Annotated in this window: 26 protein-coding genes and 3 tRNA genes; 8 read left to right on the top strand and 21 right to left on the bottom strand. The window is 44.3% G+C overall.

The annotated features are described in order from the left end of the window. Positions 1–109 precede the first annotated feature (109 nt). Positions 110–544, top strand: a complete 435-nt coding sequence (locus OEU88_RS16970; RefSeq protein ID WP_262696405.1) for a c-type cytochrome — start codon at positions 110–112, stop codon at positions 542–544. Positions 545–577: 33 nt separating this feature from the next. Beyond that, a complete protein-coding gene (locus OEU88_RS16965; protein ID WP_262696404.1) occupies positions 578–1,198 on the top strand; it encodes an MlaC/ttg2D family ABC transporter substrate-binding protein in 621 nt (206 codons plus the stop codon). Between the two features lie 44 nt (positions 1,199–1,242). Here the strand turns inward: OEU88_RS16965 and OEU88_RS16960 are convergent, their stop codons facing one another. Then, positions 1,243–1,788: a glycine cleavage system protein R gene (locus tag OEU88_RS16960; RefSeq protein WP_262696403.1), complete on the bottom strand. Its 546-nt coding sequence runs from the start codon at positions 1,786–1,788 to the stop codon at positions 1,243–1,245. Positions 1,789–1,918: 130 nt separating this feature from the next. Between OEU88_RS16960 and OEU88_RS16955 the strand changes: the two genes are divergently transcribed. Further along, complete coding sequence (locus tag OEU88_RS16955; protein WP_262696402.1) at positions 1,919–2,140, top strand: DUF4170 domain-containing protein; 222 nt, start codon at positions 1,919–1,921, stop codon at positions 2,138–2,140. 34 nt (positions 2,141–2,174) lie between these two features. Here OEU88_RS16955 and OEU88_RS16950 read toward each other — a convergent pair whose 3' ends face one another. Next, on the bottom strand, positions 2,175–2,372 hold the full coding sequence (locus OEU88_RS16950) for a hypothetical protein (RefSeq protein WP_262696401.1): 198 nt from the start codon (positions 2,370–2,372) through the stop codon (positions 2,175–2,177). A gap of 282 nt (positions 2,373–2,654) precedes the next feature. On the opposite strand from OEU88_RS16950, the gene hspQ reads away from it, so the two are divergent. Further along, a complete protein-coding gene (gene hspQ, locus OEU88_RS16945) occupies positions 2,655–2,984 on the top strand; it encodes a heat shock protein HspQ (protein ID WP_394805289.1) in 330 nt (109 codons plus the stop codon). 79 nt (positions 2,985–3,063) lie between these two features. On the opposite strand, the gene OEU88_RS16940 is transcribed toward hspQ, so the two are convergent. The 5 genes from OEU88_RS16940 to OEU88_RS16920 all read right to left on the bottom strand — a co-directional run bounded on the left by OEU88_RS16940 (position 3,064) and on the right by OEU88_RS16920 (position 8,648). After that, on the bottom strand, positions 3,064–3,174 hold the full coding sequence (locus OEU88_RS16940) for an aa3-type cytochrome c oxidase subunit IV (RefSeq protein WP_262696399.1): 111 nt from the start codon (positions 3,172–3,174) through the stop codon (positions 3,064–3,066). 108 nt (positions 3,175–3,282) lie between these two features. Further along, complete coding sequence (locus tag OEU88_RS16935; protein WP_262696398.1) at positions 3,283–4,263, bottom strand: threonine ammonia-lyase; 981 nt, start codon at positions 4,261–4,263, stop codon at positions 3,283–3,285. A 278-nt stretch (positions 4,264–4,541) separates the two neighbouring features. After that, complete coding sequence (locus tag OEU88_RS16930; protein ID WP_262696397.1) at positions 4,542–5,867, bottom strand: aminotransferase class III-fold pyridoxal phosphate-dependent enzyme; 1,326 nt, start codon at positions 5,865–5,867, stop codon at positions 4,542–4,544. 88 nt (positions 5,868–5,955) lie between these two features. Beyond that, complete coding sequence (locus tag OEU88_RS16925; protein WP_262696396.1) at positions 5,956–7,281, bottom strand: NAD(P)/FAD-dependent oxidoreductase; 1,326 nt, start codon at positions 7,279–7,281, stop codon at positions 5,956–5,958. 23 nt (positions 7,282–7,304) lie between these two features. Then, on the bottom strand, positions 7,305–8,648 hold the full coding sequence (locus tag OEU88_RS16920) for a glutamine synthetase family protein (RefSeq protein WP_262696395.1): 1,344 nt from the start codon (positions 8,646–8,648) through the stop codon (positions 7,305–7,307). 256 nt (positions 8,649–8,904) lie between these two features. Between OEU88_RS16920 and OEU88_RS16915 the strand changes: the two genes are divergently transcribed. The 3 genes from OEU88_RS16915 to OEU88_RS16905 are packed head-to-tail and all read left to right on the top strand — an operon-like array spanning position 8,905 to position 11,949. Beyond that, positions 8,905–9,783: a hypothetical protein gene (locus OEU88_RS16915; protein WP_262696394.1), complete on the top strand. Its 879-nt coding sequence runs from the start codon at positions 8,905–8,907 to the stop codon at positions 9,781–9,783. Next, on the top strand, positions 9,780–10,538 hold the full coding sequence (locus OEU88_RS16910) for a gamma-glutamyl-gamma-aminobutyrate hydrolase family protein (protein ID WP_262696393.1): 759 nt from the start codon (positions 9,780–9,782) through the stop codon (positions 10,536–10,538). The genes OEU88_RS16915 and OEU88_RS16910 overlap by 4 nt, the downstream gene beginning before the upstream one ends. Before the next feature lie 49 nt (positions 10,539–10,587). Next, positions 10,588–11,949, top strand: a complete 1,362-nt coding sequence (locus OEU88_RS16905; RefSeq protein WP_262696392.1) for a glutamine synthetase family protein — start codon at positions 10,588–10,590, stop codon at positions 11,947–11,949. A gap of 20 nt (positions 11,950–11,969) precedes the next feature. On the opposite strand, the gene OEU88_RS16900 is transcribed toward OEU88_RS16905, so the two are convergent. From OEU88_RS16900 to OEU88_RS16880, 5 genes are all read right to left on the bottom strand, one after another. Then, on the bottom strand, positions 11,970–12,584 hold the full coding sequence (locus OEU88_RS16900; protein ID WP_262696391.1) for a M15 family metallopeptidase: 615 nt from the start codon (positions 12,582–12,584) through the stop codon (positions 11,970–11,972). Positions 12,585–12,675: 91 nt separating this feature from the next. After that, positions 12,676–13,521, bottom strand: a complete 846-nt coding sequence (locus tag OEU88_RS16895) for a MipA/OmpV family protein (protein WP_262696390.1) — start codon at positions 13,519–13,521, stop codon at positions 12,676–12,678. A gap of 11 nt (positions 13,522–13,532) precedes the next feature. After that, the gene (locus OEU88_RS16890; RefSeq protein WP_262696389.1) at positions 13,533–14,525 is read right to left on the bottom strand and encodes an endonuclease/exonuclease/phosphatase family protein; all 993 of its coding nucleotides are present in this window, start codon (positions 14,523–14,525) and stop codon (positions 13,533–13,535) included. A gap of 210 nt (positions 14,526–14,735) precedes the next feature. Beyond that, on the bottom strand, positions 14,736–15,344 hold the full coding sequence (locus OEU88_RS16885) for a hypothetical protein (RefSeq protein WP_262696388.1): 609 nt from the start codon (positions 15,342–15,344) through the stop codon (positions 14,736–14,738). 275 nt (positions 15,345–15,619) lie between these two features. Then, a complete protein-coding gene (locus OEU88_RS16880) occupies positions 15,620–16,264 on the bottom strand; it encodes a hypothetical protein (RefSeq protein ID WP_262696387.1) in 645 nt (214 codons plus the stop codon). Between the two features lie 226 nt (positions 16,265–16,490). Here OEU88_RS16880 and OEU88_RS16875 point away from each other — a divergent pair, with 226 nt between their 5' ends. Beyond that, positions 16,491–18,482 carry a tetratricopeptide repeat protein gene (locus OEU88_RS16875; RefSeq protein ID WP_262696386.1) on the top strand — a complete coding sequence of 664 codons (1,992 nt, stop codon included), beginning with the start codon at positions 16,491–16,493 and terminating at the stop codon, positions 18,480–18,482. A gap of 67 nt (positions 18,483–18,549) precedes the next feature. Here the strand turns inward: OEU88_RS16875 and OEU88_RS16870 are convergent. From OEU88_RS16870 to OEU88_RS16830, 9 genes are all read right to left on the bottom strand, one after another. Further along, positions 18,550–18,625, bottom strand: a tRNA-Glu gene (locus OEU88_RS16870). A gap of 27 nt (positions 18,626–18,652) precedes the next feature. Then, a tRNA-Glu gene (locus OEU88_RS16865) sits at positions 18,653–18,728 on the bottom strand. 27 nt (positions 18,729–18,755) lie between these two features. Next, positions 18,756–18,831: transfer RNA gene (locus OEU88_RS16860), tRNA-Glu, on the bottom strand. Between the two features lie 69 nt (positions 18,832–18,900). After that, positions 18,901–20,712, bottom strand: a complete 1,812-nt coding sequence (gene recJ, locus OEU88_RS16855) for a single-stranded-DNA-specific exonuclease RecJ (RefSeq protein ID WP_262696385.1) — start codon at positions 20,710–20,712, stop codon at positions 18,901–18,903. 12 nt (positions 20,713–20,724) lie between these two features. Next, entirely contained in the window at positions 20,725–21,675 is a 951-nt protein-coding gene (glpX, locus tag OEU88_RS16850; RefSeq protein ID WP_262696384.1) for a class II fructose-bisphosphatase, read from the bottom strand. A 13-nt stretch (positions 21,676–21,688) separates the two neighbouring features. Further along, positions 21,689–22,993 carry a homoserine dehydrogenase gene (locus OEU88_RS16845; protein ID WP_262696383.1) on the bottom strand — a complete coding sequence of 435 codons (1,305 nt, stop codon included), beginning with the start codon at positions 22,991–22,993 and terminating at the stop codon, positions 21,689–21,691. 49 nt (positions 22,994–23,042) lie between these two features. Next, entirely contained in the window at positions 23,043–24,269 is a 1,227-nt protein-coding gene (locus OEU88_RS16840) for an LL-diaminopimelate aminotransferase (RefSeq protein ID WP_262696382.1), read from the bottom strand. 200 nt (positions 24,270–24,469) lie between these two features. Continuing rightward, positions 24,470–25,054 (bottom strand): hypothetical protein, encoded by a 585-nt coding sequence (locus OEU88_RS16835; protein WP_262696381.1) that lies wholly within the window; start codon positions 25,052–25,054, stop codon positions 24,470–24,472. Positions 25,055–25,200: 146 nt separating this feature from the next. Then, a complete protein-coding gene (locus OEU88_RS16830) occupies positions 25,201–25,956 on the bottom strand; it encodes a hypothetical protein (protein WP_262696380.1) in 756 nt (251 codons plus the stop codon). Positions 25,957–25,964: the final 8 nt, after the last annotated feature.

Genomic DNA, 25,964 nt, shown 5'->3' with positions numbered 1-25,964 from the left:
AAAACGATGCCTAATGTGTTCAGCACTCGTTCAGGCAACAAACGCCATATTTTGTGCCATATTTCGGGTATAAGAGTTTGCGAAACGACAAATAATTGGAACATACCTAATGAGAATTTTGAATAAAGAAACTGTCATAACCGCCTTAATGGTAATGACTGCAACTTTCCTTCCTTCAATTTCAGCAACAGCTAATCCTGACGATACCAGTATTTCTGCTGAAGGTGATGCAGTAAAAGGTAAGCGCCTTTTTAACCGTTGCCGGGCATGCCATAACCTAACAGCCACAGCGCGCACACGAATTGGCCCGAATCTGGATTCTATATTTGGCCGGCAAGCAGGTTCTGCTGAAGGTTTTACGCGATACTCACAAGTGCTTAAAGAAGCTGACTTTATATGGACTGAGCAAAACCTAAATGAATGGCTTGTTCAGCCTAGATCCTTTTTACCTGGCAACAAAATGGCTTTCGCTGGCCTAAAAAAAGAACAAGACAGAAAAGATCTGATGGCTTATTTGCGTGAAGCTACAGTTGCCACAGAGTAGTTTAAAACTACGATCATATGAAACGAGGACACTATGAAACTGAGACTTTCACTGTTAATTGCCTTTATTGGAACCATATGGGCAACGATAACGCCCGTGTCAGCTCAGGATGCTGCTGTTGATGACACACGCGGCGCCATAGAGTTTATTGAAACACTTGCTGCAGAAACAATAGCAGTTTGGAGTGACAGCAAACTGAACGAAGAAGAACGGTACGCAGCGTTTCGTGCTATTTTTGAAAATGCAACTGACATAAACCTCATTGCCCGGGGTATGCTTGGTCGCCACTTCGCATCAGCTAGCCGAGATGAACGTGCTGCTTATATGGACGCGATGAGCGACTATGTTGTCGCTGAATTTGATAAACGCATGCAGCAAGTTGGTTTTGAACAATTGAGTGTTATTGGTACCAAACCTGCGTCTGGGCGCAACGGTCATATCTTTGTACGGACAGAAGTACAACGTGAGCAAGGCCAGCCTATTCTCGCTGACTGGCGCGTTCGAAAAAAAGACGGCAAATTTCAAATTGTAAATTTGGAGTTCGAAGGTATCAACTTAATGATTACCAATAGGGATGTTTTTGGTGCAAAAGTTAAAAGCGTTGGCTTATCAGGCTTGATCGAATGGTTGAAAGAGCAATCTATCCGAAGCTAAGACATGTAACTGCAGTATAAATAAAATAAGGGTGCTCAGCGCCCTTATTTTTTACTTTGAACAACCTCAATATTGCATTCCAGGCGCAAACTGCCTGCCGTATTCACTAAGGCTGCAGACAAAGCCTCAAACCGACTCTGGTCAGCGTTTATTGCAAAACGTGTGCTGTAATGAGCCTCCCCTTCCTCGTCAATCAAACGCTTACTGCTCATCCGCACAATATTTGCGTCATATTCGACTAGCACTTCACTCATTCGTGCAATCAACCCCGGACGATCACCACCAGTGATTTCCACAACATGAGAAATCTCTGCAGATAACCCCCGTGCAGCGCCAAAAGAAAATGGCGTAATCGTGATTCTTGCATCTTCCAAAGTTTCCAGAGCATTTAATCCACTTTGAACTTCAGTTAAATCAATCTTTTCATGGAACGATGCGATACACGAAAACTCGAAACCTTCACCAAGAACCGCATACGATCCATCGGCAAGATTTGCACCAATATCAAATAGATACCCTGACACACCGGACACAATACCTACATTATCGCGGCCAATGATTGAGATTAAAAAATTGCCGGAAGAAACCATTTAAATATGTCCTAACAAAAAAAGGTGGTCTTTTATGACCAGTTTGATACATAGGCGCCGCTTGCTCAGTTGTTAACATTTAGCTGATACAAGAAGAAACAAACACCACTATTGAATAGGAAACATTCTCATGGCGGACAAGCAACTTCTTCATCTCGTTTTTGGCGGACAAGTAAATGACCCACAATCACTTGAGTTTCGCGACTTATCAAAAGTTGACATTGTTGGTGTCTTTGGCAGCTACAAAGAAGCAGAAAATGCGTGGCGCAGCGTAAGTCAGGCCAATGTTGACGATGCAATGACAAAATATGTTGTTGTACATCTGCACAAGCTTCTTGAGCCTGAGCACTAAGCTCGTCACTCATACAGTATTTTGAGAAACAAGCTTAATGTTTGAGTTTTTCGCTTGCTGCATCGCTGAAGTATGTATCTAGGCTTTTATTTATAATTTCGCCGCTCAGATCATATGCGCCAATCATACCTTTAATAAAATGAGCCGCATCTATGCGGTTGGTATGATTGAGTCGTATTAATTGAAAATTTATAAGCCTCGCCAGACCATCTTGATTAATTGTTTCTGTCATTTTTTATTCCGTAAATATACTTTTCAGCTCTTTAATATGCATTATACACAACAGATTGATGACTTAATCATGACATTTTCGAGACAATGCTTATTAATGAGTCCAGTAAAAACAGACACTTAAATTAAATGCGTTTCATACAAACAAAAAAATACACTCAATTAGATGTACGCAACTGCATTTCATATACATACAATTGACATTCGTAAGAATTGACAAAAACGACAATGATGCCTATCTCACAGCTGAACTAGGAGAATAAAAACCGTGGTATCAGCACCAATAGTTTCCAAATCACCGCTTTTTAATATCGGACAAGTCGTACGACACCGGTATTTTCCATTTCGCGGCGTGATTTTTGATGTAGATCCTGAATTTGCTAATTCAGAGGAATGGCTTGAGTCCATCCCTGCGGAAATTCGCCCTGAAAAAGAGCAGCCATTCTATCATTTGTTTGCCGAGAACGAAGAAGCAAGCTACGAAGCCTATGTTTCTCAACAAAACCTGATACCTGATGATACAGATGAACCAATAGATCATCCTGATGTAACAGCCTTGTTCGGAACGCTTGAAAACGGCCTTTATCAACTAAAGGCGATTCCAAAACACTAATATTAGTTTAGCTGTTTCTATGGCCCATAAAAAACGGCGCGTAACGCGCCGTTTTATCTGTATCTGCTTGTTATATGTCTTATGCGACAAACAAGCCTAACAATGCTAAAACAATCACAGCAGCGGCCAAAGAGCGTATAGAATATTTCATAAAGCTTGAGTATGTGGATTTTTGTTCTTTAATGTCCATGTTTAGCTCCAAAAGTCTAATTGCATACTTAATCTGTAAATTTCTATAGCCTATCAATATCTTCAAGCCAAGAATGAATGATATTAATGAGTCTTAAACTCAATATCTTTAAAAGTTCAATATACAATCTGTATGCATCTGAGGATCAACATTACCACCAGAGATGATACACACTGTAATTTTTCCAGCAGTTTCAACTTTACCAGCAAGAATTGCAGCAAGTGAAACAATCCCACCCGGCTCACCTGTTAACTTCATGTGACGGGCAGCAAAAGAGACAGCAGCGCGCGCTTCGTCATCAGAAACAGTTATGCCTGTTACTCCCTTATCTTTTATAATAGGAAACGTGAGTTTTCCCGGGCTTGGTGTCAACAAGGCATCACATATCGAACGCGCATTAAAATCAATGGTCTGAATATCTCCGGTTTCCAAGGAACGCTTAACATCATCAAACTCTTCCGGCTCTACTACGTAACCATTCAAGTTAGGGAAAGCATCATACATGGCTGTGTAAAAACCTGATGCTAAACCACCACCTCCACAGTTCACTAAAGCCTGATCAGGAGTTAAACCAATTTTCCGCAGGTCTTGCACTGTTTCTAAGCCTGCTGTGCCCTGCCCAGCCATAATGAATGGGTCATTGTATGGTGGAACAATTACAACACCACTATCGCCAGCTGTCGTCGCCGCAACCTCTTCCCGGTCTTCAGTATACCTGTCATATGTGACAACATCAGCACCGTAACCTTTAGTTGCCGCCAATTTTAATGCGGGAGCATCTTCTGGCATAATGATTGTTGCTTTAATACCTAGTAATTGCGCAGCTCTTGCAACGCCTTGTGCATGATTGCCGCTTGAGAATGCCAATACACCACGCTCTTTCTCTTCAGCACTCAAACGCGACAATCTGTTGTATGCGCCTCTAAATTTAAAAGATCCTGTATGTTGCAAGCATTCAGCCTTAACAAAAACACGACCGCCAGTTATTTCATTTAACTGAACATTCTCGATCAAAGGCGTTCGCACCGCCACATCTTCAAGGCGTTCGGCAGCTGAATGAATATCTTCAACAGAAATTGCGTACGTCATTCTTATTACTCATATATATTTGGTGTTGGCATACATTAGGTAGATTTTCTATTTTTCCACCACCTGCCTAACTTAACTTCAAGGGTGCGCCGACGGCGACGAATAAATTTTGAGTCTACAGACAAGAAAATTAAACCTAGTGGTATCATCCAAAAACCCAAAACGGGCAAAAATCCAAGGATACCACCAATAATAAGCAAGACGCCTGCAATTCGGCGCCCCCAGACGCTCGCGGGCATTATTTTTTCCGCACGTTTCATCATAATGGAAGCAGTTATCTACCCTACATCTTTAATAGTTTTGCTCATGACGTCAAAGATCACATCTATATCAGCCTTAGTGCTTACCAGTGGTGGCGCAATAGCGATACTATCTGTGCTCAACCGCACTTTTAGACCATTCTCAAACGAACGCTGAAATATCTTCGCAGAGCGGCTTGCCGGCTTGTCATCAATCCGATCAAACGTCAGAGCAGCCATAAAGCCAAAGTTTCGTGCATCAACAATAGTACTGGCTTCAGCAAGCGTATGAATTGCCTCTTCAAAGTAACTTTCAAGGGTACGCACATTTTCATAGACACCTAACTCGTCATATAATTCCTGCGTAGCAATTGCTGCCGCCACGGCTAGCGGGTGTGCCGAATATGTGTATCCATGAAAGAATTCAACGCCCGGAGCAGATTTTTCCATAAAAGTATCGTAGACCTTGTTATGAACAGCAACGGCGCCCATCGGGACCGTGCCGTTATTCAATGCCTTCGCTGTCGCAATAATATCAGGAACAATACCAAATCGCTCGGAAGCCGTTGCATAACCAAGCCGCCCGAAAGCGGTGATAACTTCATCGAATATAAGTAAAATGCCGTACTTTGAAGTGATTTCCCTCAGCCGCTCCAAATAGCCTTTAGGCGGAACATACACGCCAGCAGAACCTTGTGCTGGCTCAACAATTACCGCAGCAATTGTGCTTGGGTCATGCAATTTTATGATATCTTCCAGTGCGTCCGCATAATGAACGCCGCCTTCCGTTTGACCGCGTGTGTTAAGCATTGTTTCGTCGTATACGCCTGGCAAATGATCAACACCCGGTAACAACGAACCAAATGTCTTGCGGTTGTTAACCATGCCGCCGACACTAATTCCACCAAAGCCAACACCATGATATCCACCCACACGACCGATCAGACGCGTACGCTCGCCTTGTCCATTAAGGCGGTGATATCCCAATGCCATTTTAAGGGCGGTTTCAACTGATTCTGAGCCAGAATTAGTATAAAAAATATGATCAAGCCCATCTGGCATACGATCGGCCAACATATTAGAAAGCTTAAATGCATCAGGATGGCCATAACCAAACGACGTGGCATAATCTAACCGAGCAGCCTGCTGTTGGATGGCTTCAACAATTTTTGGCTGATTGTGTCCAAGTGCACAACACCACAAACCGGACGAGCCATCAAAAACTTTTCGGCCATCTGTTGTAGTATAATACAATCCGTCAGCACTTTTGAGCATGCGTGGATTTGCTTTGAAATCCTTATTCGGCGTGAATGGCATCCAGTAAGCTGCCATATCATCATTTATTCGATCATTTGCATTTGCCATGACGTTTCCCATCGTGTGTCAGAACAGTATAATCACATAAATAACAGTCGGTTAGTTATTGCAAATTACATTAACTTTAACTTTAACCTTAAGAAACTATATTTCGTATCGTCTCTTTAAATTGTTCAAAAGCCATACCTGCGGCAAGTAATGGTGTACGGAATAATCGCCCTCCAGGAAAAGCACGATGCTTCACAGTTTCCATAATTGACAGCATCTCATCCTCGCCCCGAATAGCATCAGCAATAATTCTGCCTGCCATATGGGTTTGAGCAACGCCGTGCCCGGCATAAGCTTGAGCATAATATGTAACATCATCAAGGCGGCCAATTTGAGGAATTCGATTTAAACCAACTCCAAGGTTTCCGCCCCATTCAAAGTCAATTCTCACGCCCTCCAGCTCGGGGAAAACCTTGATCATCTTCGGATACAAAGCATCCTTGATCTTTTTGGGGTGAGTGCCATTGTAATTAGCCATACCACCGAAAAGTAAACGGCCATCTGCCGAGAGGCGAAAATAGTCAAGCGCCCAGCGTTGGTCACATGCAGCGTGATTTCCTGGTAAAATACGGGCAATAACATCTGCAGGTAACGGTTCAGTAGCGATTATATAGCTTCCAACCGGTAACACTTGTCGTTCCAGTTCAGGTACCAAGTTGCCTAAATATGCATTCCCGGCCAGTACAACTTTTTTTGCGGAAACGCGGCACCATGTCAGATCAACAGTTATTGAATCTGCTTCGTACTTGATATCAGAAACGCGAGCGTCCTCATATATTCTGGCGCCTAACTTTTCAGCTGCCTTGGCTTCACCACGCACCAAGTTAAGCGGATGGCAATGCCCCCAACCTTCGTTGACAAGACCGCCTATGAAGCGATCAGACCCAATAACTTCATTTATCTCTCTGGATGAAACAAGCTTCAGGTCGTGTGGATACCCGCGCTTTTCAAGCGCTTCCTTTGCTGCTTTCAATTCAATGAACTCGCGCTCATTCATTGCAGCATCAAAGTAACCCCACGCAAAATCACAATCGATGCCATAGCGAACGATCCAGTCACGTACAATATCAACGCAATCAACACCGAGTTGCCATACTTTGAGTGCAGCATCGACGCCGTAAACCTTTTCGTATTCTTCATAGTCACTCAGTTCGGGGCCAAAACCGCCTAAAACCTGCCCTCCATTACGCCCAGAAGCGCCCCACCCGATTTGATTTTGCTCAACTAAAACAACATCAACGCCCTTTTCTGCAAGGTGTAGAGCGGTGGAAACCCCGGTAAAGCCACCACCAATAACGCACACTTCACTTTCAACGTTTCCCTCTAGGCGAGGAAAGGCTTCAGGATAGTTGTTACTGGCAGCATAGTAAGACAGTGGCAGCCTATCAGTGTGGATCGAGTCTCTAATCCGCATAGTGAGTTATCTCTCTAACATCATTATAGTATTCGCAAATACTGTTCATAGTCTGATACAGGCACTTGTCGGTGCATCTCTTCTTCTTCACTTTCCCTTATGCGTAGATAAAGGTCGATAAAGTCCGCGCCCATATAGTCGGCAAGAATAGTGTCTTCACGCAGCGTATTCAGTGCGATCTTCCAGCGTGGTGGGAGCACATCATCAAAATCAACAAGATCAAACTCTCCAAGTGGTGCGCCAGGGTCAATATGGTTTTTCAGTCCATAATGCGCACCTGCTAAAACAGCTGCTAGCATTAGGTGTGGTGATGCATCAGCACCACTTACACGATGCTCAAAACGCCTATTCACAGTATCAGACATGGGCAATCGCAATGAAAGCCTTCGATTGTTTTCACCCCAATTGCGCACAACAGGCGCAAACCATTCAGGATCAAATCGTCTATAACTATTCTTGTTTGGCGCAAAAAAGGGTGTTGCTGCCGGCATTGTTTGCAACAAACCACCAAGTGCCTCTTTCAACCGTTTCTCACCATCCTGGCCGCCAAAAATGTTATTACCTTCAACGTCCAGAATACTGACGTGAGCGTGCAACCCATTACCGACTTCATCATATAATGGCTTCGCCATAAAGCTTGCTAGCAGACCGTACTTATGCGCAACGCCTTTTATTACGCGCTTCAACAATAGTGCTTCATTACAAGCATTTAAAATATTTTTTGTGTGATTTAAATTAACTTCAAATTGCCCGTTACCATATTCACAAACGAGCCCTGTTACCGTAATACCTTGTGCATGTGCTGCTTCTTCAATTTCCTGCATTAAAGGTTCGTAGTCACTATACACATCAAGGTTATAACAATTTGCGTCATTTGAGGCTGGCATGCCATTAGGCGGGGCAAGTGGCTTCGGTGGTATCGCTGTTGCATCAAGGAGAAAGAATTCATACTCAAATGCAACAACCGGAGATAAGCCATCATTACTATATTGCTCGAGCACTTTTTCGACAACACTCTGCGGGTTCGAAAACAACGGTGTGCCATCGGCATCTTGTGATACTACCATTACCTGCGCCGTAGGCCTGTTTGCCCATGGTACAATTTGTAATGAGCCACTTATCGGCACACATGCACGATCTGGATCACTGCCATATTCATCAAGTATATATTCAGCGTTAGCGCCGTTTGTTGTTAAAAACGCCGTAGTAATAGGAAAATAAAATTGTCCTTTCGCAATTTTTTCAATTGCTGATATTTCCACCTTTTTCCCACGGAAAATCCCATTTATATCAGGCAATAAGACATCTAAATACTTTGTATCTGGATATCTTGCTAAAAATTGACTGACTTCATCATCAAAATTCATAACTTTTCCGCCCAAGTGCGAAATGAAGTGATCGCACACATATTTATATTACTTCTCACGCAGGCTATATAAATTTTTCATTGTTGTCGACAAAACAACCAACATGTAAAAATGATATAAAGTGAAGTAAAATAATAGATAATTGCCCTATGTACATTTCATTTACTTGACCACGAATAATTTTTATAATCATATCAGGATACATTTCGTGATCACATTTTTAATGTACTGAACTAAATGGCGAAGGAAGACAACGTTGGCATTTTCAGGCACATTATTTGGCGTTAAAAAGAGCGCTATATACGATGCGTTAAAATACAGCATCTATCTACTTCTACTATTGAATTTGTTTTACTTTACATTTGAAGATTACATGTCTGCAGGGCACCGCTTTCGCGACGGTATCGAATGGTCTCAATTTACTGCTGCCTTTGCTCAAGCAGTAGATTCGTTTGCATGGCTGGTCTTACTTTTAATGCTGGAACTTGAGACATGGGTCATAGATGACAATAATTACCACGGTGTCGTAAAATGGAGCATCAACGGTGTTAGCGGCGTCTGTTACGTACTCATTTTCTTTGCATTCCTTGGATACACTGAAAAATTAAACTTTGTTTTACAGTTTGAAGAAAGCAATATCACCCAAGCATGTGACGCTATCGGTACCTACCTATCATACGCTATTGATATAGATGAATTTGCGGCACTGACCATGCAGACATGCAGCAGCATTGGTTCCGCACCTTATTGGGTAAATGTTCAATCCAACATCATAGCAAGCAATGCTATACACAGTGACATGACTGTTCTTGGATATACCGAGGTCATCAATGCAGGCGCATGGTTGCTTGTAGTTATTTTGTTGTGGATCGACGTTTACATGCAAATGGGGCGCATTCAGGCAAAACAATACCATACGATTAGTGCAAGAATAAAAGTTGTTCTTTACAGTATCCTTATTGGGGCGGCTATTTTATGGGGCTTTTACGGCGAATTCATTGACTTTTGGGATGCTTTTTTATGGATTGTTGCCTTCTTCTTCATCGAAATGAATATATTTCAATGGCATGAAGAAATTAACGTCGTCACACCTGCGACCGCGACAAGTACAAATGCAGCGGATACAAACCAATGAAACCGCTAATAGGCATTGTATGTGACACAAAACAACAAGGGCTGCACGTATTCCATCAGGCAGGGGAAAAATACATTCGTGCAATTGTAGAGACGACTGATTGCACGCCTCTGCTCATTCCTGCCATGCCGGATGTTTTATTACCAACAGATATCCTTGACCATTTAGACGGCGTACTACTTACCGGTGGATACAGTAATATTGCCCGCGAAAGATATAAATTACCGCCAGCTCCCCCTCAGGAAAATCAAGATTTAGCTCGTGATGCTAATAACTTAACTCTTATTCCTGCGATCATTGAAAAAGCAATGCCCCTGCTCGCAATATGCCGAGGATTTCAGGAAGTAAATGTTGCTTTTGGTGGTAGTTTACACCCACGATTACAAGAAGTAGATGGTCGGTTTGATCATCGGGAAAACCCCGAGGATCCCATTGAAACACAATATGGTCCCGCCCATTCCATCACTGTGGCAACCGATGGTATATTGTACAAACTAACCCAGGAACGCGAGTTTATGGTCAATACGCTACACGGACAGGGGGTAAATAAGTTAGGGCAAGGCCTCACAGTCGAAGCTGAGGCTGATGACGGAACGATAGAAGCACTCTCTGTCGCTGCAGCGGCGGGGTTTGCTCTTGCTCTACAATGGCACCCTGAGTGGCAAGCAAAAGATAATATTCAATCAGTACAAATTTTTAGCGCTTTTGGTAAGGCAGCAGAGCAGTACCAAAGCAATAATCGACGAACTATATAACGTCAAACAAGAGGAACAGGGTCAGCAATGACTTTGGATGTGGTGATCCATGTATGATGCAAAACGCATCGAAGAGTTAGATAACTGGCTTAAGAAGGAAAAGATCGACGATATCGAATGTATGGTTGCAGACAATGCAGGTATTGCACGCGGCAAGTCCATGCCGAGGGTCAAATTCATTGATGGTATAAAGACTCGCGGCCTGCGCTTACCTGAAACTATTTTTGGCATGACCGTTACAGGCGATTTTGCCTTAAATGATTACCTCAGTGAAACTGAACGTGACGTTATTCTTAAGCCTGACCTTGACACTATCTGTATTACTCCATGGCAGCGTGAACCAACCGCAACAGTTATCTGCGACGCAGAACTGGAAGATGGATCACCTGTTGATTTCTCGCCGCGCCATGTTCTTCAACGTGTATTAAAGCTATACGAAGACGAAGGATGGCGACCGATAGTTGCACCTGAATTCGAATTTTACCTCATTAAGCGCCAGGAAGACGTTGAAGCCGCCCCAATGCCTCCCATAGGCGCATCAGGCCGACGTGATGTGGGTTCTTCTCCGTATTCTATCGATAGCCTTGACGAATTTGAGCCTTATTTCGATGATGTTTATGATGCATGCGAAGCACAACGTATTAATGTTGACACACTAATCCACGAAGCAGGCCCTGCGCAGTTTGAATTCAACGTGTTCCACGGGCCAGCATTGAACGTTGCCGATCAATCATTTTTGTTTAAGCGTATTTTGCGGCAAGTTGCTGTACGACACAAAATGTTCGCTACCTTTATGTCAAACCCTTATCCGGACAGCTTTGGCAGTGCCATGCATATTCATCAGTCAGTCGAAAGCTGTGAAACCGGTAAGAATATATTTGCAGACGCAGATGGTAACAATACCGACCTCTTCCTGTCTCATATTGCAGGCCTACAAACATACCTAGGCGAAGCAATGCCAATGATCGCCCCATTTGTTAACAGCTACCGCCGCTTCGCTATGGGCCTTTCAGCACCAACCAACACACATTGGAGCCGCGAGAACAGGTCAGTTGGCCTTCGTGTACCAAGTGGCACACGGGAAAGCCGCCGCATTGAAAACCGAATAGCCGGCTCAGACGTAAATCCATACTTCGCAATTGCTACATCGCTCGCATGCGGATATCTCGGCATGAAAAACAATCTAAAGCCATCAAGGGAATTTAAAGGTTCTGCTTACGAGGCTTCCAGTCGAGCGTTGCCGCGTCATTTCCTCGACGCCATTAAAATCATGCGAAAAAGCAGCGCAATTAAGGAAATTTTGGGCGAAGCATTCGTTGAGACATATCTTGATGCCAAAGAAATGGAATATGACAGCTACACATCTGTCTTAAGCCCGTGGGAAGCAAAGTACTTGTTATTAAATGTTTGATAAACTTAGGATAAACATCATCATTCAATGACAAAATTAAAATATGTGTCAGGGTAAGGTTCAGGATCCAGCGTAAAATGCCACCATTCTTCGCTGTATGGCTTGAACCCATTCCTGACCATTACCTCTTTGAGAAGGTTGCGATTAACAAGTGCATTCATAGGTAGGTTTGTCGCGTCAGCATGTGAGACTGTATCAAACAAATCCCAAGGACTGCCCATATCCAATTCAATCGCTGTACCATGATCAACTCTAACCAGAGTAACATCAACCGAACCGCCCCGGCTATGACCTGACTTTTCTGCGATATACCCTCTCTGAACCAGTTCAGACTTAGCCACATTAGGGTAAAATTTGCCCTTATTCTTTTGATCACCGGCATCACTGATCCAACGCATAAAATGATCAACCGCTTGTTGCGGGCGGTACCCATCATATATTTTAAGCGCTAACCCTTGTTCTGATAACTCTGCTTGCACCTGTTGAAGAGCCATAGCGACTGGTCTGGATACAATCACCTTGTGTGCATTATAGCCCTTAACGGGCATTCCCATAAAATTATCAGCCCCCGCATATCGAGGCTCGACAACAACATTTGGCACTATGGTTTTAATATCTACAAAATCATGATGCATCGTATCTCGAGACCGTACAGGTGATCCTAGAAGTGAAACTCCCAAAACCGTTACTATTAACGTTAGCTTCGCACATATCGTAAACCATGATTTAGAATAACCAAACAACACCAAGGAACCCCTGTAACTGCTCACGAGAGCCAAAATCACTTCGCACAATCGGACTACGTGCCGCGCTGTTCAATAACTCCGAAAACCTAAAACTGCCTCGCAGCAACCAGTTCTTCGATAAACGATACTCAGCGCCCAACTCGCCGTATATTTCATGCAAGCTTGCATTCGGTCGAAAAGCGTCAATACCCTCTATCCCTTCAGGAATACCATAAAATGCATCCAGAAATCCACTAGACCCCCAAATACCACCAAGGATAGGTGTTAGCCTGAGTTTTGAATTTGGCTCAAAAGTGTAACCCGCTTCTAACTCAACACTCACACCGCGATGTACATCACTAAGGCCAACATACATTTCAGCTGTTAAAAATAATTTATACAGAGACGTTGCAGCAAACATTCCCACCTCGAATGCCTCGTCGTCCCGCTCATCAATTGCCAACAATAGCGATAGTGCCTGATCATTTCTGCGACCTAAATTCCAACGCCCGATCAAACCTGCCCTCAATAACCTCGCATTGTAAAGAACAGCGCCAATGCGGTTGTTCTCAAGAAAAATTGTGTCTTTGTAACTAACTTTCGTATCCAGCGCTAAATAAGCCTGATGCTCTTCCGCGCCGAGAAATATTGGCCCTACAGCAAGACCAAAACCTATCTGCCCTGCCCAGCTATCACGTTTACGGTCGTCTTCAATTTCCTCGCCCTGAATATAAACAGGTTTACCCCCAAAACTCAGATCCACCTCTTGAGATACTGCTTCGTGAGAAATAGTTACCAACCCCAGGAAAGCTGCGATTATTTTGCAAAAACTACGGAGTTCAATCATAATGCTCATGCTTAGTCGTTTGTAGTTAAACGATAATGTACTTCATAGCCAAGGTGATCAGATAATGGTTTTCCATCAAGTAACTCATTAAAATTACGCCCGATCCAGACAGGTTTTAGCTGTGTGTTGCCACTGCCTTCATAAAATTGTTTATCATTGGTTTTGTATAATATCTCTTCTTTGATAGTACCCTCACCAAGCTGACATGAGGAATTAATTGACAAACATATTTCGCCTGCATCCTCAAGGCCTATCTGCGACCTGAAATACGCGTACCGTTTATCCTGCTTGGTATTAAAATCACCCGCGACAACTATTGGGTTTCCGCGGCGAAACTGCGACAAAACATCATGTAATACATCTGTCTGTTTTTGATGCATACGAAGCGTAATGCGGCCTGGTGCTTTGGCAGAGCCTCGAGAATTAAAATGAGAATTAATTATATCGACTGGCTCAGTTGAAAACGGCACTTCCAATCGAACGAATTGAATAGCTTTGTTGGACAAACAATCAATACCAGCGCACATATCAGAATCGAATGTTCTATAATGCGCATCATGCAGTGGGAAATCAGATAATATATATAAACCACTTCCCGTAAACTTCTGTGGATTCTTGAATTGCGTATAACCTTTTCGCGTTGCTTCCGTCCAATGCACAGTTCCCTTCTTGGATCTGTCACGGCGGCCCGGGCCCTTAAATACATATTTATAACCGGTCGTTTCAGCAATTTGAGCCGTGCGCTTATCAAATGCTTCTTGCAGTAAAACCACATGTGGCTGCGTTCCTGCAATACGGCGTTCCCGTAAAACTTCAGCTATGCGTTGATAAAGGGGTGCTTTCCCCTTCTTAATCGGCGGCGGTAACCCATTAACATTATAAGACAGGACTTTAAGAAGCGGCGGCTTTGATACCGCTTCATTATTGTTGTCAGCACTGTATCCCGCACCTGAGAACACACCTGCAATCAACACAATCAATGATGGCTTAATATAACGCCTCATAAACACACATCCCCGCATACTTCGTAAGCATTTAACAGACAGAAGATGAATAACAAATGAAATTAGTCGAGATTATGGCATGAAACCTACGCAAAATACTTGATACCTTGAAAACTCCTAACCCCAACGAAGTATCTTCGAAGCAAAGAAGGGTTAAACTGCATCTGCAATCTAACCCTTAAGAAAATACCGAATTTTGGTATGGAGCTATTAAGCGCTCTTATTTGATTTTATCAACCGGCGTTGACGTCGACCAATCATCAGTAACGCTGGAACCAAAAGTAACAATGATTCAGGCTCAGGAACAGACACAGTAGTTACTGTGAATGCCGTGCTATCATTGTCAAAGCTAGAACCAAAAATTCGCCCTGTGTCACCTGATGCTAGACTGATATCTCTAAATCCAAAGCCACCACCCAAGTCAAAAAACGGCGTTGTAGCGCCAATATTAAGATTGACGGTATATGTTCCAACTGCATTAAAGAAATCACCAACACCACCGGATGTAAGAGATAAAACTGCACCAGTTAAAACTGTGAAGGCGCTAGTTGCATCGTTTTGGATAAACCATGTAAACGACACATCGCTAATTGTCGGAGCATCACAAAGGTTAGCAATGGCACTGCCGCCAACATCAAATGTAGAACCACAACCATCAAGGTTAACGCCTTCACCCAAAACAATTGGAGGGTAACTGCCAGCATCAGCATTTAATGCGCCCGTAAATATTGCTTGAGCGTTCACAGAAGCAGTAATGCCAAAAAGCAATCCTGTTCCTACTATAAAGGAATCTACAATATGTTTTAATGAACGCCTCATGGTCCCTGCCCTCTGCTCGTGTTAACTATAGCTTCATCACAATTAATTTGCTGAAGTAAGGCTTACACTAAGGCGCAAAAAAAGCACGAATTTTAACTGTCTTGATACAAATTGCTGAAGACTGATACATTCTGCGACAATTAGCTTTCGATAACACAACCTTATGATTGTAATTACTCTATTCATGCGAAATAGCTGACTTTCAAGAGCCTGATACATTAAATTCTTGAAGATAAGATTATCGAATATATGTAAGTGATTTGGTCGTTATTAGCTTATACTGATTTAGTTAACTTCCGCTGTCGTCGGCCTATATAAAATAATGCAGGCAATAAAAGCACCAAAGATTCAGGTTCCGATACACTTGAAGCAGCAACCACCTCAAACGAGCTAAAGCTCGCTGGCCCTCTACCTGCAATTAGAACACCAACACCCGGAGCAGCATCAACAGGTCCAGCTCCAGGACCAACATCTAATCGAACGGTATAGCTACCTAAGGCAGCAATCAAATCACCAGCACCGCCCGTGGGCAAAGTTAAAAATTGCCCACCAAATTCATTATCCGCCCCTGCCACAAAGCCTGGATCATAAAGAGATACCCCTCCAAGGCCGTCATCAAATGAAACAGTCCATTCAAAGAAGATATTATCAAGTGTTGGCGAATCGCAAACACTGAAAGTGCCAGGTAAGCTTATTTGAAAAAATGAATCGCATGCATCCAAAGTAATTGATTCACCTAACGCAACAGGCGAGTAACTACCAGCATCGACAACAATGACACCTTGATCTAAAATATCGCCATTGGGTAATATTTGAGGAAAAGAACCTAAAGGATCCTGAGCATTTGCTGGCCCAGTCAACATAAGTAAGGCTATGCCGGTAACAACAGTGCTGAGCGAACTTCTAAATGAATTCTTCATAAAAACCATATTCCCCGTATTAGGTCTTCAATATAAAGCGTAAGCTAAACACACTCTTAGTAGAAAACAACAAGCAGTACTTGATTTCGGTTTTTAAAGATTTCTGTTAAAAATAATGTTAGAGGAACACGCATTCGCTCAAATCAAGTAGCGAATATTAAGTTGGGGGCGATACAGACTATCAATACCTGTATCTAAACATGTGCACATTTAGTGAGCTATACTTATGAAATACAGAAGCATCTTTCTTGTTGCTAGCTTGATATTAACAGCTTGTAGTAATGATGACTCCACTCAGACTACTCAGAATGAACTTGGTGATGTGGCTGCATATACATCGAGTGAACTGAAGGCTTTAGTAGATAGTGGCGATGACGCCAAAGTAATTCGGATTATAGCTGAGCGCGCCAAAAGAAGGCTTGCTACCGCCAGGGACTATATTCTCCTTGCTGACATTCACATCACTCGTCTTGACGGCGCTGCTGCAGAACTCGCTCTTGATCAAGCAAACACGCTTGGTGCAACACGACAAAGCATGGCCTTGCCTTTGGCTAAAGCATTGATGTTGCAACAACGATTTGATGACGCCAGAACCGAACTTCAACTTGTGCCATTTTCACGCGCTAACGGCGTTGAACTAAATTTGCTTGAAGGTGAGATCGCTCATGCGCTTGGAAACCCTGATACAGCCCGGCAATACTTTGGTCTCGCAAGAGAAATAGAACCTAGTAATCACAAAATCGATACAGCACTTGCCCTCCTTGAAATGTCAGTTGGCAATTTCGACGTCGCAAAAGAATTGGCTCAAGCCGCGATTGAAAAAAACAGTGCCGGCGGTGACGCCAAACCCTACTATATTTTAGGGGCAATCAACCGTCTGGAAGGAAACAGCGCAGACGCAATTCCCCACTTGCAAAGAGCGCTAATTGAAAACTCAGATGACCTTCTTTCTCAACTTGAGCTGATTGGTGCCTATCTTGATGTCCAACAAATTGAACAAGCTGAAACTGTTCTGGATGGATTAATTTCTGTATCGCCCAACAATATGCTTGCCCAGTTTTATGTGGCGTACATTTTGGCGGAAAAAGGTGAAAATCAGGCTGCCGAAGATGTGTTATTGCAAGCACGCGATTTACTAACACGGTATCAACCCGCAAAACGCCTTTATGGTCATATCGCATATGGATTAGATAAATACGATACGGCCTCAGACTATCTTCAACAATATCTTGCAATTGCGCCTGGTGATACTGAAACACGCTTGATACTTGCTGATACGCACACCAAAGAACAACGCCCACAAGAAGCCCTGAAAGTATTAGAACCTATCCTTGAACAAGCAAGCAACAAGCCACTTCAAGGCAACCAGGACACCCCCATATTAGCATCCGGCCCGACGATCCAGGCTTTTGCCCGTGCTGCAGAAGCGCAACAAGCAGCCGGAAATATTGAGGCTGCAAGAGAACAATATGAAGCAGCCATTAGTTTGGCAAGCGGTATGGACCCCGCAGACCCTACCCTTGTTTCCTCACTCACTGCTGTTCTCGCATCGATGGAGTATAACACTGGCGCACACGAAAAAGGCTTAGCCCTGATGCGTCAAGCAACGGCTGGTGATAGTGCAACCGCAAAAGAACTAACCACATTAGCGAACATGCAGATGCTTTCTGGTGAGCATGATGGCGCGTTCTCTACTGCACAACGCCTAAAGGCAAATCCTGAAACGAAAAATATCGCCCAAAACATTATAGGTGCGATAGAACTTCGGCGCGGTAATTACAACGAATCTATAGCCGCGCTATCAGAAGCTATTGCTGCCAATCCTAATTATGCATCTGCTCTCAAGAATCGCGCAACTGCGTATCTTGCCTTGAATCAATATGAGAACGCATTACCGGACTTATTAAAATTAAAGCCACAAGCTGAAGGCGATGGACAATATTTTGGTATGCTTGGTCGAGCTCAACTTGGCTTAAAAAATTATGTCGCCGCTATTGATGCTTACGCAACAGCTCGAGAAATCGTACCAAATTCAGCTTTATTTGCAGCAAATTACGCGAGTTCCCTAGGCGCAAAGGGGCGCTATGCAGAAGCCATAGCTCAGGCAAAAGAAGCTTTGAAGCTTTCTCGCGATGATAAAACCTTTCAAGCACAAGTGCGTGAAATGCTGACAGCATATGAAGCTGCAGAAGAAGAAAGAGCCAGAAACAGTAATTAAACTCTTATAGAATCAACGGTTTACATACCTGAAAAACACAAAAGCCCCGCAAAGCGGGGCTTTTTAATGGTGATCCCTACGGGACTCGAACCCGTGTTTCCGCCGTGAAAGGGCAGCGTCCTAGGCCACTAGACGAAGGGACCATCTTATATGAAGATGGTACAGAGAGATGGTGATCCCTACGGGACTCGAACCCGTGTTTCCGCCGTGAAAGGGCAGCGTCCTAGGCCACTAGACGAAGGGACCATCTTATATGAAGATGGTACAGAGAGATGGTGATCCCTACGGGACTCGAACCCGTGTTTCCGCCGTGAAAGGGCAGCGTCCTAGGCCACTAGACGAAGGGACCATATCTCTGTTGACCGGTGGCTTAGATACCCATCAGCCTTCACTGGGTCAACCTATTTTTATATTTTTCTCACGCCGGCCCCACAAGCGCAACATCATCAAGTGTTATCTCCACTTTATCGCCGCCGGCCCATGTGTCTTTTTTGAGTTTTCCAGCAATATGAAACCGCCGCCCGATACCAGTCTGCAAAATTGCACCCATTGGTTCATCAGCTTGTCGGAAAGCCATAGCTTTTATTGACTTTCCGTCTCCGGATTTAAAAATACACCGCAGGTGATTTTCGCCAACACGATCAGCTTTAATCAGATCTACCTCAGGAATAGCAAAGTGTGGGCTTGCATTGCCGGCACCAAATGGGCCTACTTGCTCAACTTCATCAACCAAAGCCGCAGTGGCACCTGACAAAGAAATAATACTGTCGATCTTCAATGCCTGGTTGGCAGATGCTTTAGCAACAGCAGACCGCATGTGATCGCGCAGGAAAGCACTCAGTTCATCAACCTTATCTGCCGCTACGGTAAGACCCGCTGCCATGGCATGCCCGCCCCCTTTCAACAACAAGCCTTTGTGCTGTGCTTCAATAACAGCAGCACCAAGATCCACACCGGTGATTGACCTTGCTGAACCTTTGCCTTCGCCGTTTTCAATCGCAATTACAAGTGACGGCAATCCGTATTTGTCTTTAAGCCTGCTCGCCACAATGCCGATCACTCCTGCGTGCCATCCGTCAGCAGCAGCAATAACAATGGTATCTGGTTTCCCTGATATACCAATCCCTGCCTCCACTTGCATCAGGGCAGCCTCCAGCACGTCAGCTTCAATCAGACGGCGCTCTTGGTTATAACGATCAAGCTTTTCAGCAATCGCGCGCGCCTCAAACGTGTCTTCAGTTGCAAGAAGTTTGCTACCAAGATTTGCTTCCCCGACGCGGCCACCGGCATTAACACGCGGCCCGAGCACAAATCCTGCATGATATGTCGTTGGTGCCTCATTCACGCGCCCAACGTCCGCCAAGGCCGTAATACCAGCATTCCGTCGCTGTGCCATAACTTTGAGACCTTGGGTGACTAGTGCCCTGTTAACCCCCGTAAGAGGCACCACATCACATACGGTACCCAGTGCGACAATATCTAACAGCAATCTTAAGTCAGGTTCAGGCTTCTCATTGTCAAACCAACCAGATTCGCGCAAAAGCCTGTTAATTTCCACTGTAAGCATAAATGCCACACCGACAGCGGCCAACTGCCCTTGCTCGCTTGTATCATCAAGGCGGTTAGGGTTTATCAATGCAGCAACATCAGGTAAAGCAGGCTCAGCTTTATGATGGTCGACAACAATGACATCTAAACCCATTTGTTTGGCAGCTGCTAATGGTTCAAACGACAAAGTTCCACAATCAACGGTGATAACCAAATCAACACCCTGCTCCCTAAGGCTCTGCATAGCCGAAGCATTAGGGCCGTAGCCTTCCACCATCCGATCGGGGATATAAACAATAATTTGCACACCAAGTGCACGAAAATACCTGTTTAACAAGGCACTAGAGGTGGCCCCGTCTACGTCATAATCACCAAATACAGCAATTTTCTCACGGCGCTCAAGCGCCTGAATAATACGCCGAGCACCTTTTGTCATATCAAGGATTGAAGCTGGATCTGGCATTAATGCACGCAGAGAAGGCCGGAAGAAATTTTCCGCATCATCTACTGTGACACCACGTCCGGCCAGTAATTGCCCAACGGTTAGCGATACACCGAGTGTTTCAGCAATTAAAGCAGCATGTCGCTCCGCATATGGTCGTTGCTGCCAGCGTTGTCCTTTTGCCGAGTGTGATACATTCAGCAGACTCTTTAGTAAATCAGTGTTTTCTGTTGCCGTCAAAGATGGCCTCTATCAATACCCATGTATTGTTTGAATACGGCGGATTGTTTTGGTTTTGGAACGCATTGTAACGGTGTCTGTCGTAATGCCTTCTGCTGTACGATGTACGCCGTTCAGCATTGATCCGTCAGTCACACCAGTCGCAGCAAAGATAACATCACCAGACGCTAACTCCATCATTGTGTACTTACGGTCCAGGTCTTCAATGCCCCATTTGTGTGCTCGTGCACGCTCATCGTCGTTTCTAAACAGCAAACGACCTTGCATCTGGCCACCAATACAGCGCAAAGCCGCTGCCGCCAGAACGCCTTCCGGAGCACCACCTGAGCCAATATACATATCAATGCCAGTCTTTGCGTCAGTTGTAGCAATCACACCAGCAACGTCACCGTCACCAATCAAGGCAATACCGCAACCAATACTACGCAATTCCTGTATAAGTTTCGCATGGCGGGGGCGGTCGAGAACACAAACCATAAGCTCATCAACGTTTTTACCTTTAGCCGCAGCAACAGCTTTTGCGTTTTCACTCGCAGAACGATCCAAATCAATAACACCGTCAGGCAAACCACCACCAACAGCGATTTTATCCATGTAAACATCAGGCGCGTTAAGCAAACCACCTTTTTCAGAAATAGCTAAAACAGCCAATGCATTCGGCATTGCTTTGGCACAAATTGTTGTGCCCTCAAGCGGGTCCAAAGCAATATCAACTTCAGGGCCGCCTTTGCCAACCTTTTCGCCAATGTAAAGCATAGGCGCTTCATCACGCTCGCCTTCACCAATCACCACAGTGCCATCAATGGGTAATTTATTAAAAGCTTTACGCATGGCTTCAACAGCAGCAGCATCTGCCGCTTTTTCATCACCGCGCCCTGTCAGTGCGCTTGCAGCGATCGCACCCGCTTCTGTAACACGTACAACTTCTAAAACCAGAATCCGATTAAGCTTGCCTGCTGACATTCAACTTCCCCTGTTATGCCGCTTCAATTCTTAGCATTGCGGGGCTCTCTAACACACATTCCAGTGTGTTGAAACGATTGAGTACAGCATTTGCTGCATCTTCCGTTGTTTCATGCGTCGTAAGCACAATATAAACCCCACCATTTTCAACCATGCCGCGTTGCAACATGCTTTCAATAGACACTTTTTCACGCGCCAGAACTTGTGTAATATCTGCCATAACACCCGGCACATCAGCCACTTTCAAGCGCATATAGTATGTGCCAACATGATCCTTGGCACTAAGGTGCGATAATGTTGCAAGATCAGACACAGGTATACCAAGCGGCGGATAGTTAATCCCGCGTGCAACATCAATAACATCAGCTACAACCGCAGAAGCTGTCGGCCCCTGTCCGGCACCCGGGCCTTCAAAGACTGTCTGGCCAACACTGTCCCCATGCACAACAACAGCATTTGTTGCATCCATTACACCAGCTAGCGATGACAACAAGGGAACCATTGCGGGATGAACACGAACATCTATGCCATTAGATCTTCTTTGAGCAACGCCCAAAAGCTTGATGCGGTAGCCAAGCTCACGCGCATAATCAATATCAACTGCTTCAATGTTACGAATACCTTCAACTGGCAAGTTTTCAATGTCGAGTGCAATTCCGAATGCTAACGCTGCAAGGATGGCTGTCTTATGCGCCGTATCTATTCCATCGATATCGAAAGTTGGATCAGCCTCAGCATATCCAATTTTTTGCGCTTCAGATAACACATCAGCAAAAGCCATGTGTTCATGCTCCATACGCGTCAGGATATAATTACATGTTCCATTAAGAATGCCATGTAAACCACTAATATTATTAGAAGAAAGTCCTTCAGTTAAGGCTTTAATAATTGGAATTCCACCTGCAACAGCTGCTTCAAAACGCAGCGCAGAACCATGCGCTTCTGCTAGTGACGCCAACTCTTTCCCATGCGTAGCAATAAGCGCTTTATTTGCAGTTACAAAAGCTTTGCCAGATGACAAGGTTGCCTTAGCAAGAGCGTAGGCTGGGCCATCACTTCCCCCCATCAACTCCACCACTAAATCAACACTTTCCAGGCTCGCTAGGTCAACAGCATTATCACACCAAGCATACTGCGTTATATCGACGCCTCTATCGCGTGCTTTTTCCCGTGCAGAAACAGCAACAACACGAAGGGGGCGTCCTGCACGAACGGAGAGAAGCGCTGCATGCTCCTCAATAATTTTGAGAACACCGACACCAACAGTACCAAGGCCAGCTACTCCAAGGCCTAATGGTTTTATTTCGTTATTATTCATCTATTAGTCTTTCAAACTCAATTTCTGCCAAGTGTCATTACGTTGACTATTATCCGTCAATTGCCAGCTTTTCTAACCAGGTAGCGATATGTTGATCTTTTTCGCTCATGAACTTTTTAATATTACGCACTGCCTGCCTAATACGGTGCTCATTTTCCACTAGGCCAATCCTCACATAGCCTTCACCATATTCACCGAACCCTGCCCCGGGTGATACAGCGACCTTTGCGTGCTCAAGAAGCATTTTAGCAAAAGCCATAGAGCCAACTTCTATGAAAGCCTCTGGCAATGGGGCCCAAGCGAACATAGATGCCTTTGGTGATGGCACGTCCCACCCTGCCCCAGCGAGACCTTCAATGAGCACATCGCGGCGTTTTTGGTAAATACGGCGATGTTCTTCCACGCAATCTTGAGGGCCATTAAGCGCTGCGGTCGCCGCAACCTGAATTGGCGTAAATGCACCGTAATCAAGATAGCTCTTTACGCGCGTTAAAGCCCCCACAAGCTCCTTATTACCCGCAGCAAAGCCAACACGCCAACCAGCCATGGAGTAGGTTTTAGACATTGAAGTAAATTCAACCGCTATATCCCGCGCTTCAGGTATCTGGAGGATAGACGGAGGTGGGTTATCATCAAAATATATTTCTGCATAAGCTAAATCAGATAGTATCCAGATTTCATTTTTGAGACAAAAATTAACAATCTCTCTATAAAAATCCAAATCAACAACTTCTGCCGTTGGATTAGAAGGATAACACAGGATCACTGCGCTTGGCCTTGGAACACTATGCTGCACTGCGCGCGACAATTCAGACATAAAGTCGTAACCAGGCCCAAATGGAATATGGCGCACTGAGGCACCTGCAATCATAAATCCATAAGGATGGATAGGATAACTGGGGTTTGGTGCAAGAATAACATCACCAGGCGCAGTTATAGCCTGAGCAAGGTTAGCCAAGCCTTCTTTTGAGCCAAGTGTAACTACCGCTTCAGTATCAGGATCTATAGTAACACCGAACCTACGCTGATAGTATCCGGCAAGGGCTTTACGCAACCCCGGAATCCCGCGCGATGTTGAATAACCGTGTGCTCGTTTGTTATCTGCAGTCTCTTTCAGCTTTTCAACAATATGTTCTGGTGTAGGTAAGTCAGGATTTCCCATACCCAGATCAATAATATCTTCCCCGCGTGCTCGCGCTGAAGCTTTCATCTCATTTACTTCTGCAAATAGATAGGGAGGCAAGCGCCGAATACGGTAAAAATCATCTTTTGACATGGAAAGACCTAAGCTTTGTATAATTAGATAGTTAGAAAATAAAAATATTACCAAGACACACTGTCAATGAAGCAACGTCACAGCGATAAACTCTGTGGTTTAATTAACGCGAATTTTCACATGTGACAAACCTGTATCTGTATTTTGGCATAAAAAAAGGCGGGGAAAACCCGCCAACCATGAGAACATATGTTGAAGGGTTATGGTTCCTTGTTAATCGCTGCCTCAGCTGCACGCATCGCTGCTTCGATTTTTGCAGCTAAAACCTCATCGTCCATTTCAGCAAGCTCATCATCACCGTATGCCTGCATCATAACAGCCATTGCAGCAAAGCGCTCCATCGCGGCACCGCGTGCCTCAAGGTTATCACGTTCCACAACATAATCACGGAGTGCAGCATTACTAAGCTCTGATAAAGCATTAAGTTGAGAAATGCCTGCGTTGCTCTCCGAATCAAGTGCACGAACCATACGCGTGTAATCGAAAGTATCGTCCAGAGAAGAGCGCAAAGCCTCAACACGTTCATCAACGTCTTCAGTGCTACACTCATCGCGAGAAGAATATAAATCTGCAGCAGGTAAGCTAGCATGACGGGACATGGAATTAAGCTCTGCTTCGCGGTCCATTTCGCGCAGCATAGAGCCAACACTATCAAATTCCATAATAGCAGGTGTTTCGAATGTATCACTCTGCACGGGAACAGCGATAGCAGCACCAAGCATCCCAGTCAGCGTCATAGCTGCTACGATTTCGGCTTTTGTAAGTCTGCTTATAAGCTTGAACACAACGTTCCCCACAATGCTTGTGAGAACTATTATGCACTATTTACGGTTAATGAACAAGCGTGGATTAAAACAATCTGGCACAAACGTTACATTTTTTATTACAAAAGAACTATAACTATACTTATAGACACTCTAAACAGCTGCGATTAGTTCTCTGCACTGCGCGAATAGTGTTTAAATTTATCATTTAAGGCTGATTGTTCTTGGAGTTTATGTTCAAGCTTTTGGCGCGTTCTTTTCAATTGTTCTTCAGCAAACTGAATCGCTGAGAGATGCTGTTTTTCCATATCAGCGATAGTCATCTCTGCTTCTCTCAAGGCATTTAGTCTATCAACGCGCATTTCGTTTTGCTCTTCAATTGACATCTGCAACTGTTCAATTTCATCGGCTAATTCTTCACGTGTCCGTTCTAACTCGGCTAATATTTGATCCCTAGCCCCAGCCAAATCTTCAGTTTGGGCATTAAGGTGCTCTTCAACTTGTTGCTTTATTGCCTGGCGCGTTTCCTCAACTGTGAGGTGGTTTTCTTTTACTTTCTCTTCGATCTGACCAAGCTTTGTCTTATTCTCAATCAGGTTATTACGTTGCCATTCAAGAGCTTTAATTGTGACAAGTAATTTCTTACGTGCGGAATTAAGCGAAGCTTTGTCAATACGCCGTGTTGTGTGATTGAGGTTTGCCTGAACATCTTCCAGCGCTAGCTTCATTGCCAAAAGCGCTTCATCAAGCGATTGCACTGTCACAGGCTCATCATTTGCTATGGTGTCTGAGCTGATTTGAGATACATCAGCAACCATAGATGATGCGCTAACGCCGGAAATCAGAAAACCCGCGAGCGACCCACTCGTAAATAAAATAGCCGAAACCGCTATCACTTTTCTATTTAAGCGCGATTGGTTCATCAGTCGTT

It is taken from the genome of Kordiimonas aquimaris (assembly GCF_025574485.1).
Classification (GTDB): Bacteria; Pseudomonadota; Alphaproteobacteria; order Sphingomonadales; family Kordiimonadaceae; genus Kordiimonas; species Kordiimonas aquimaris.
This window is presented reverse-complemented; position numbering and strand designations above follow the sequence as displayed.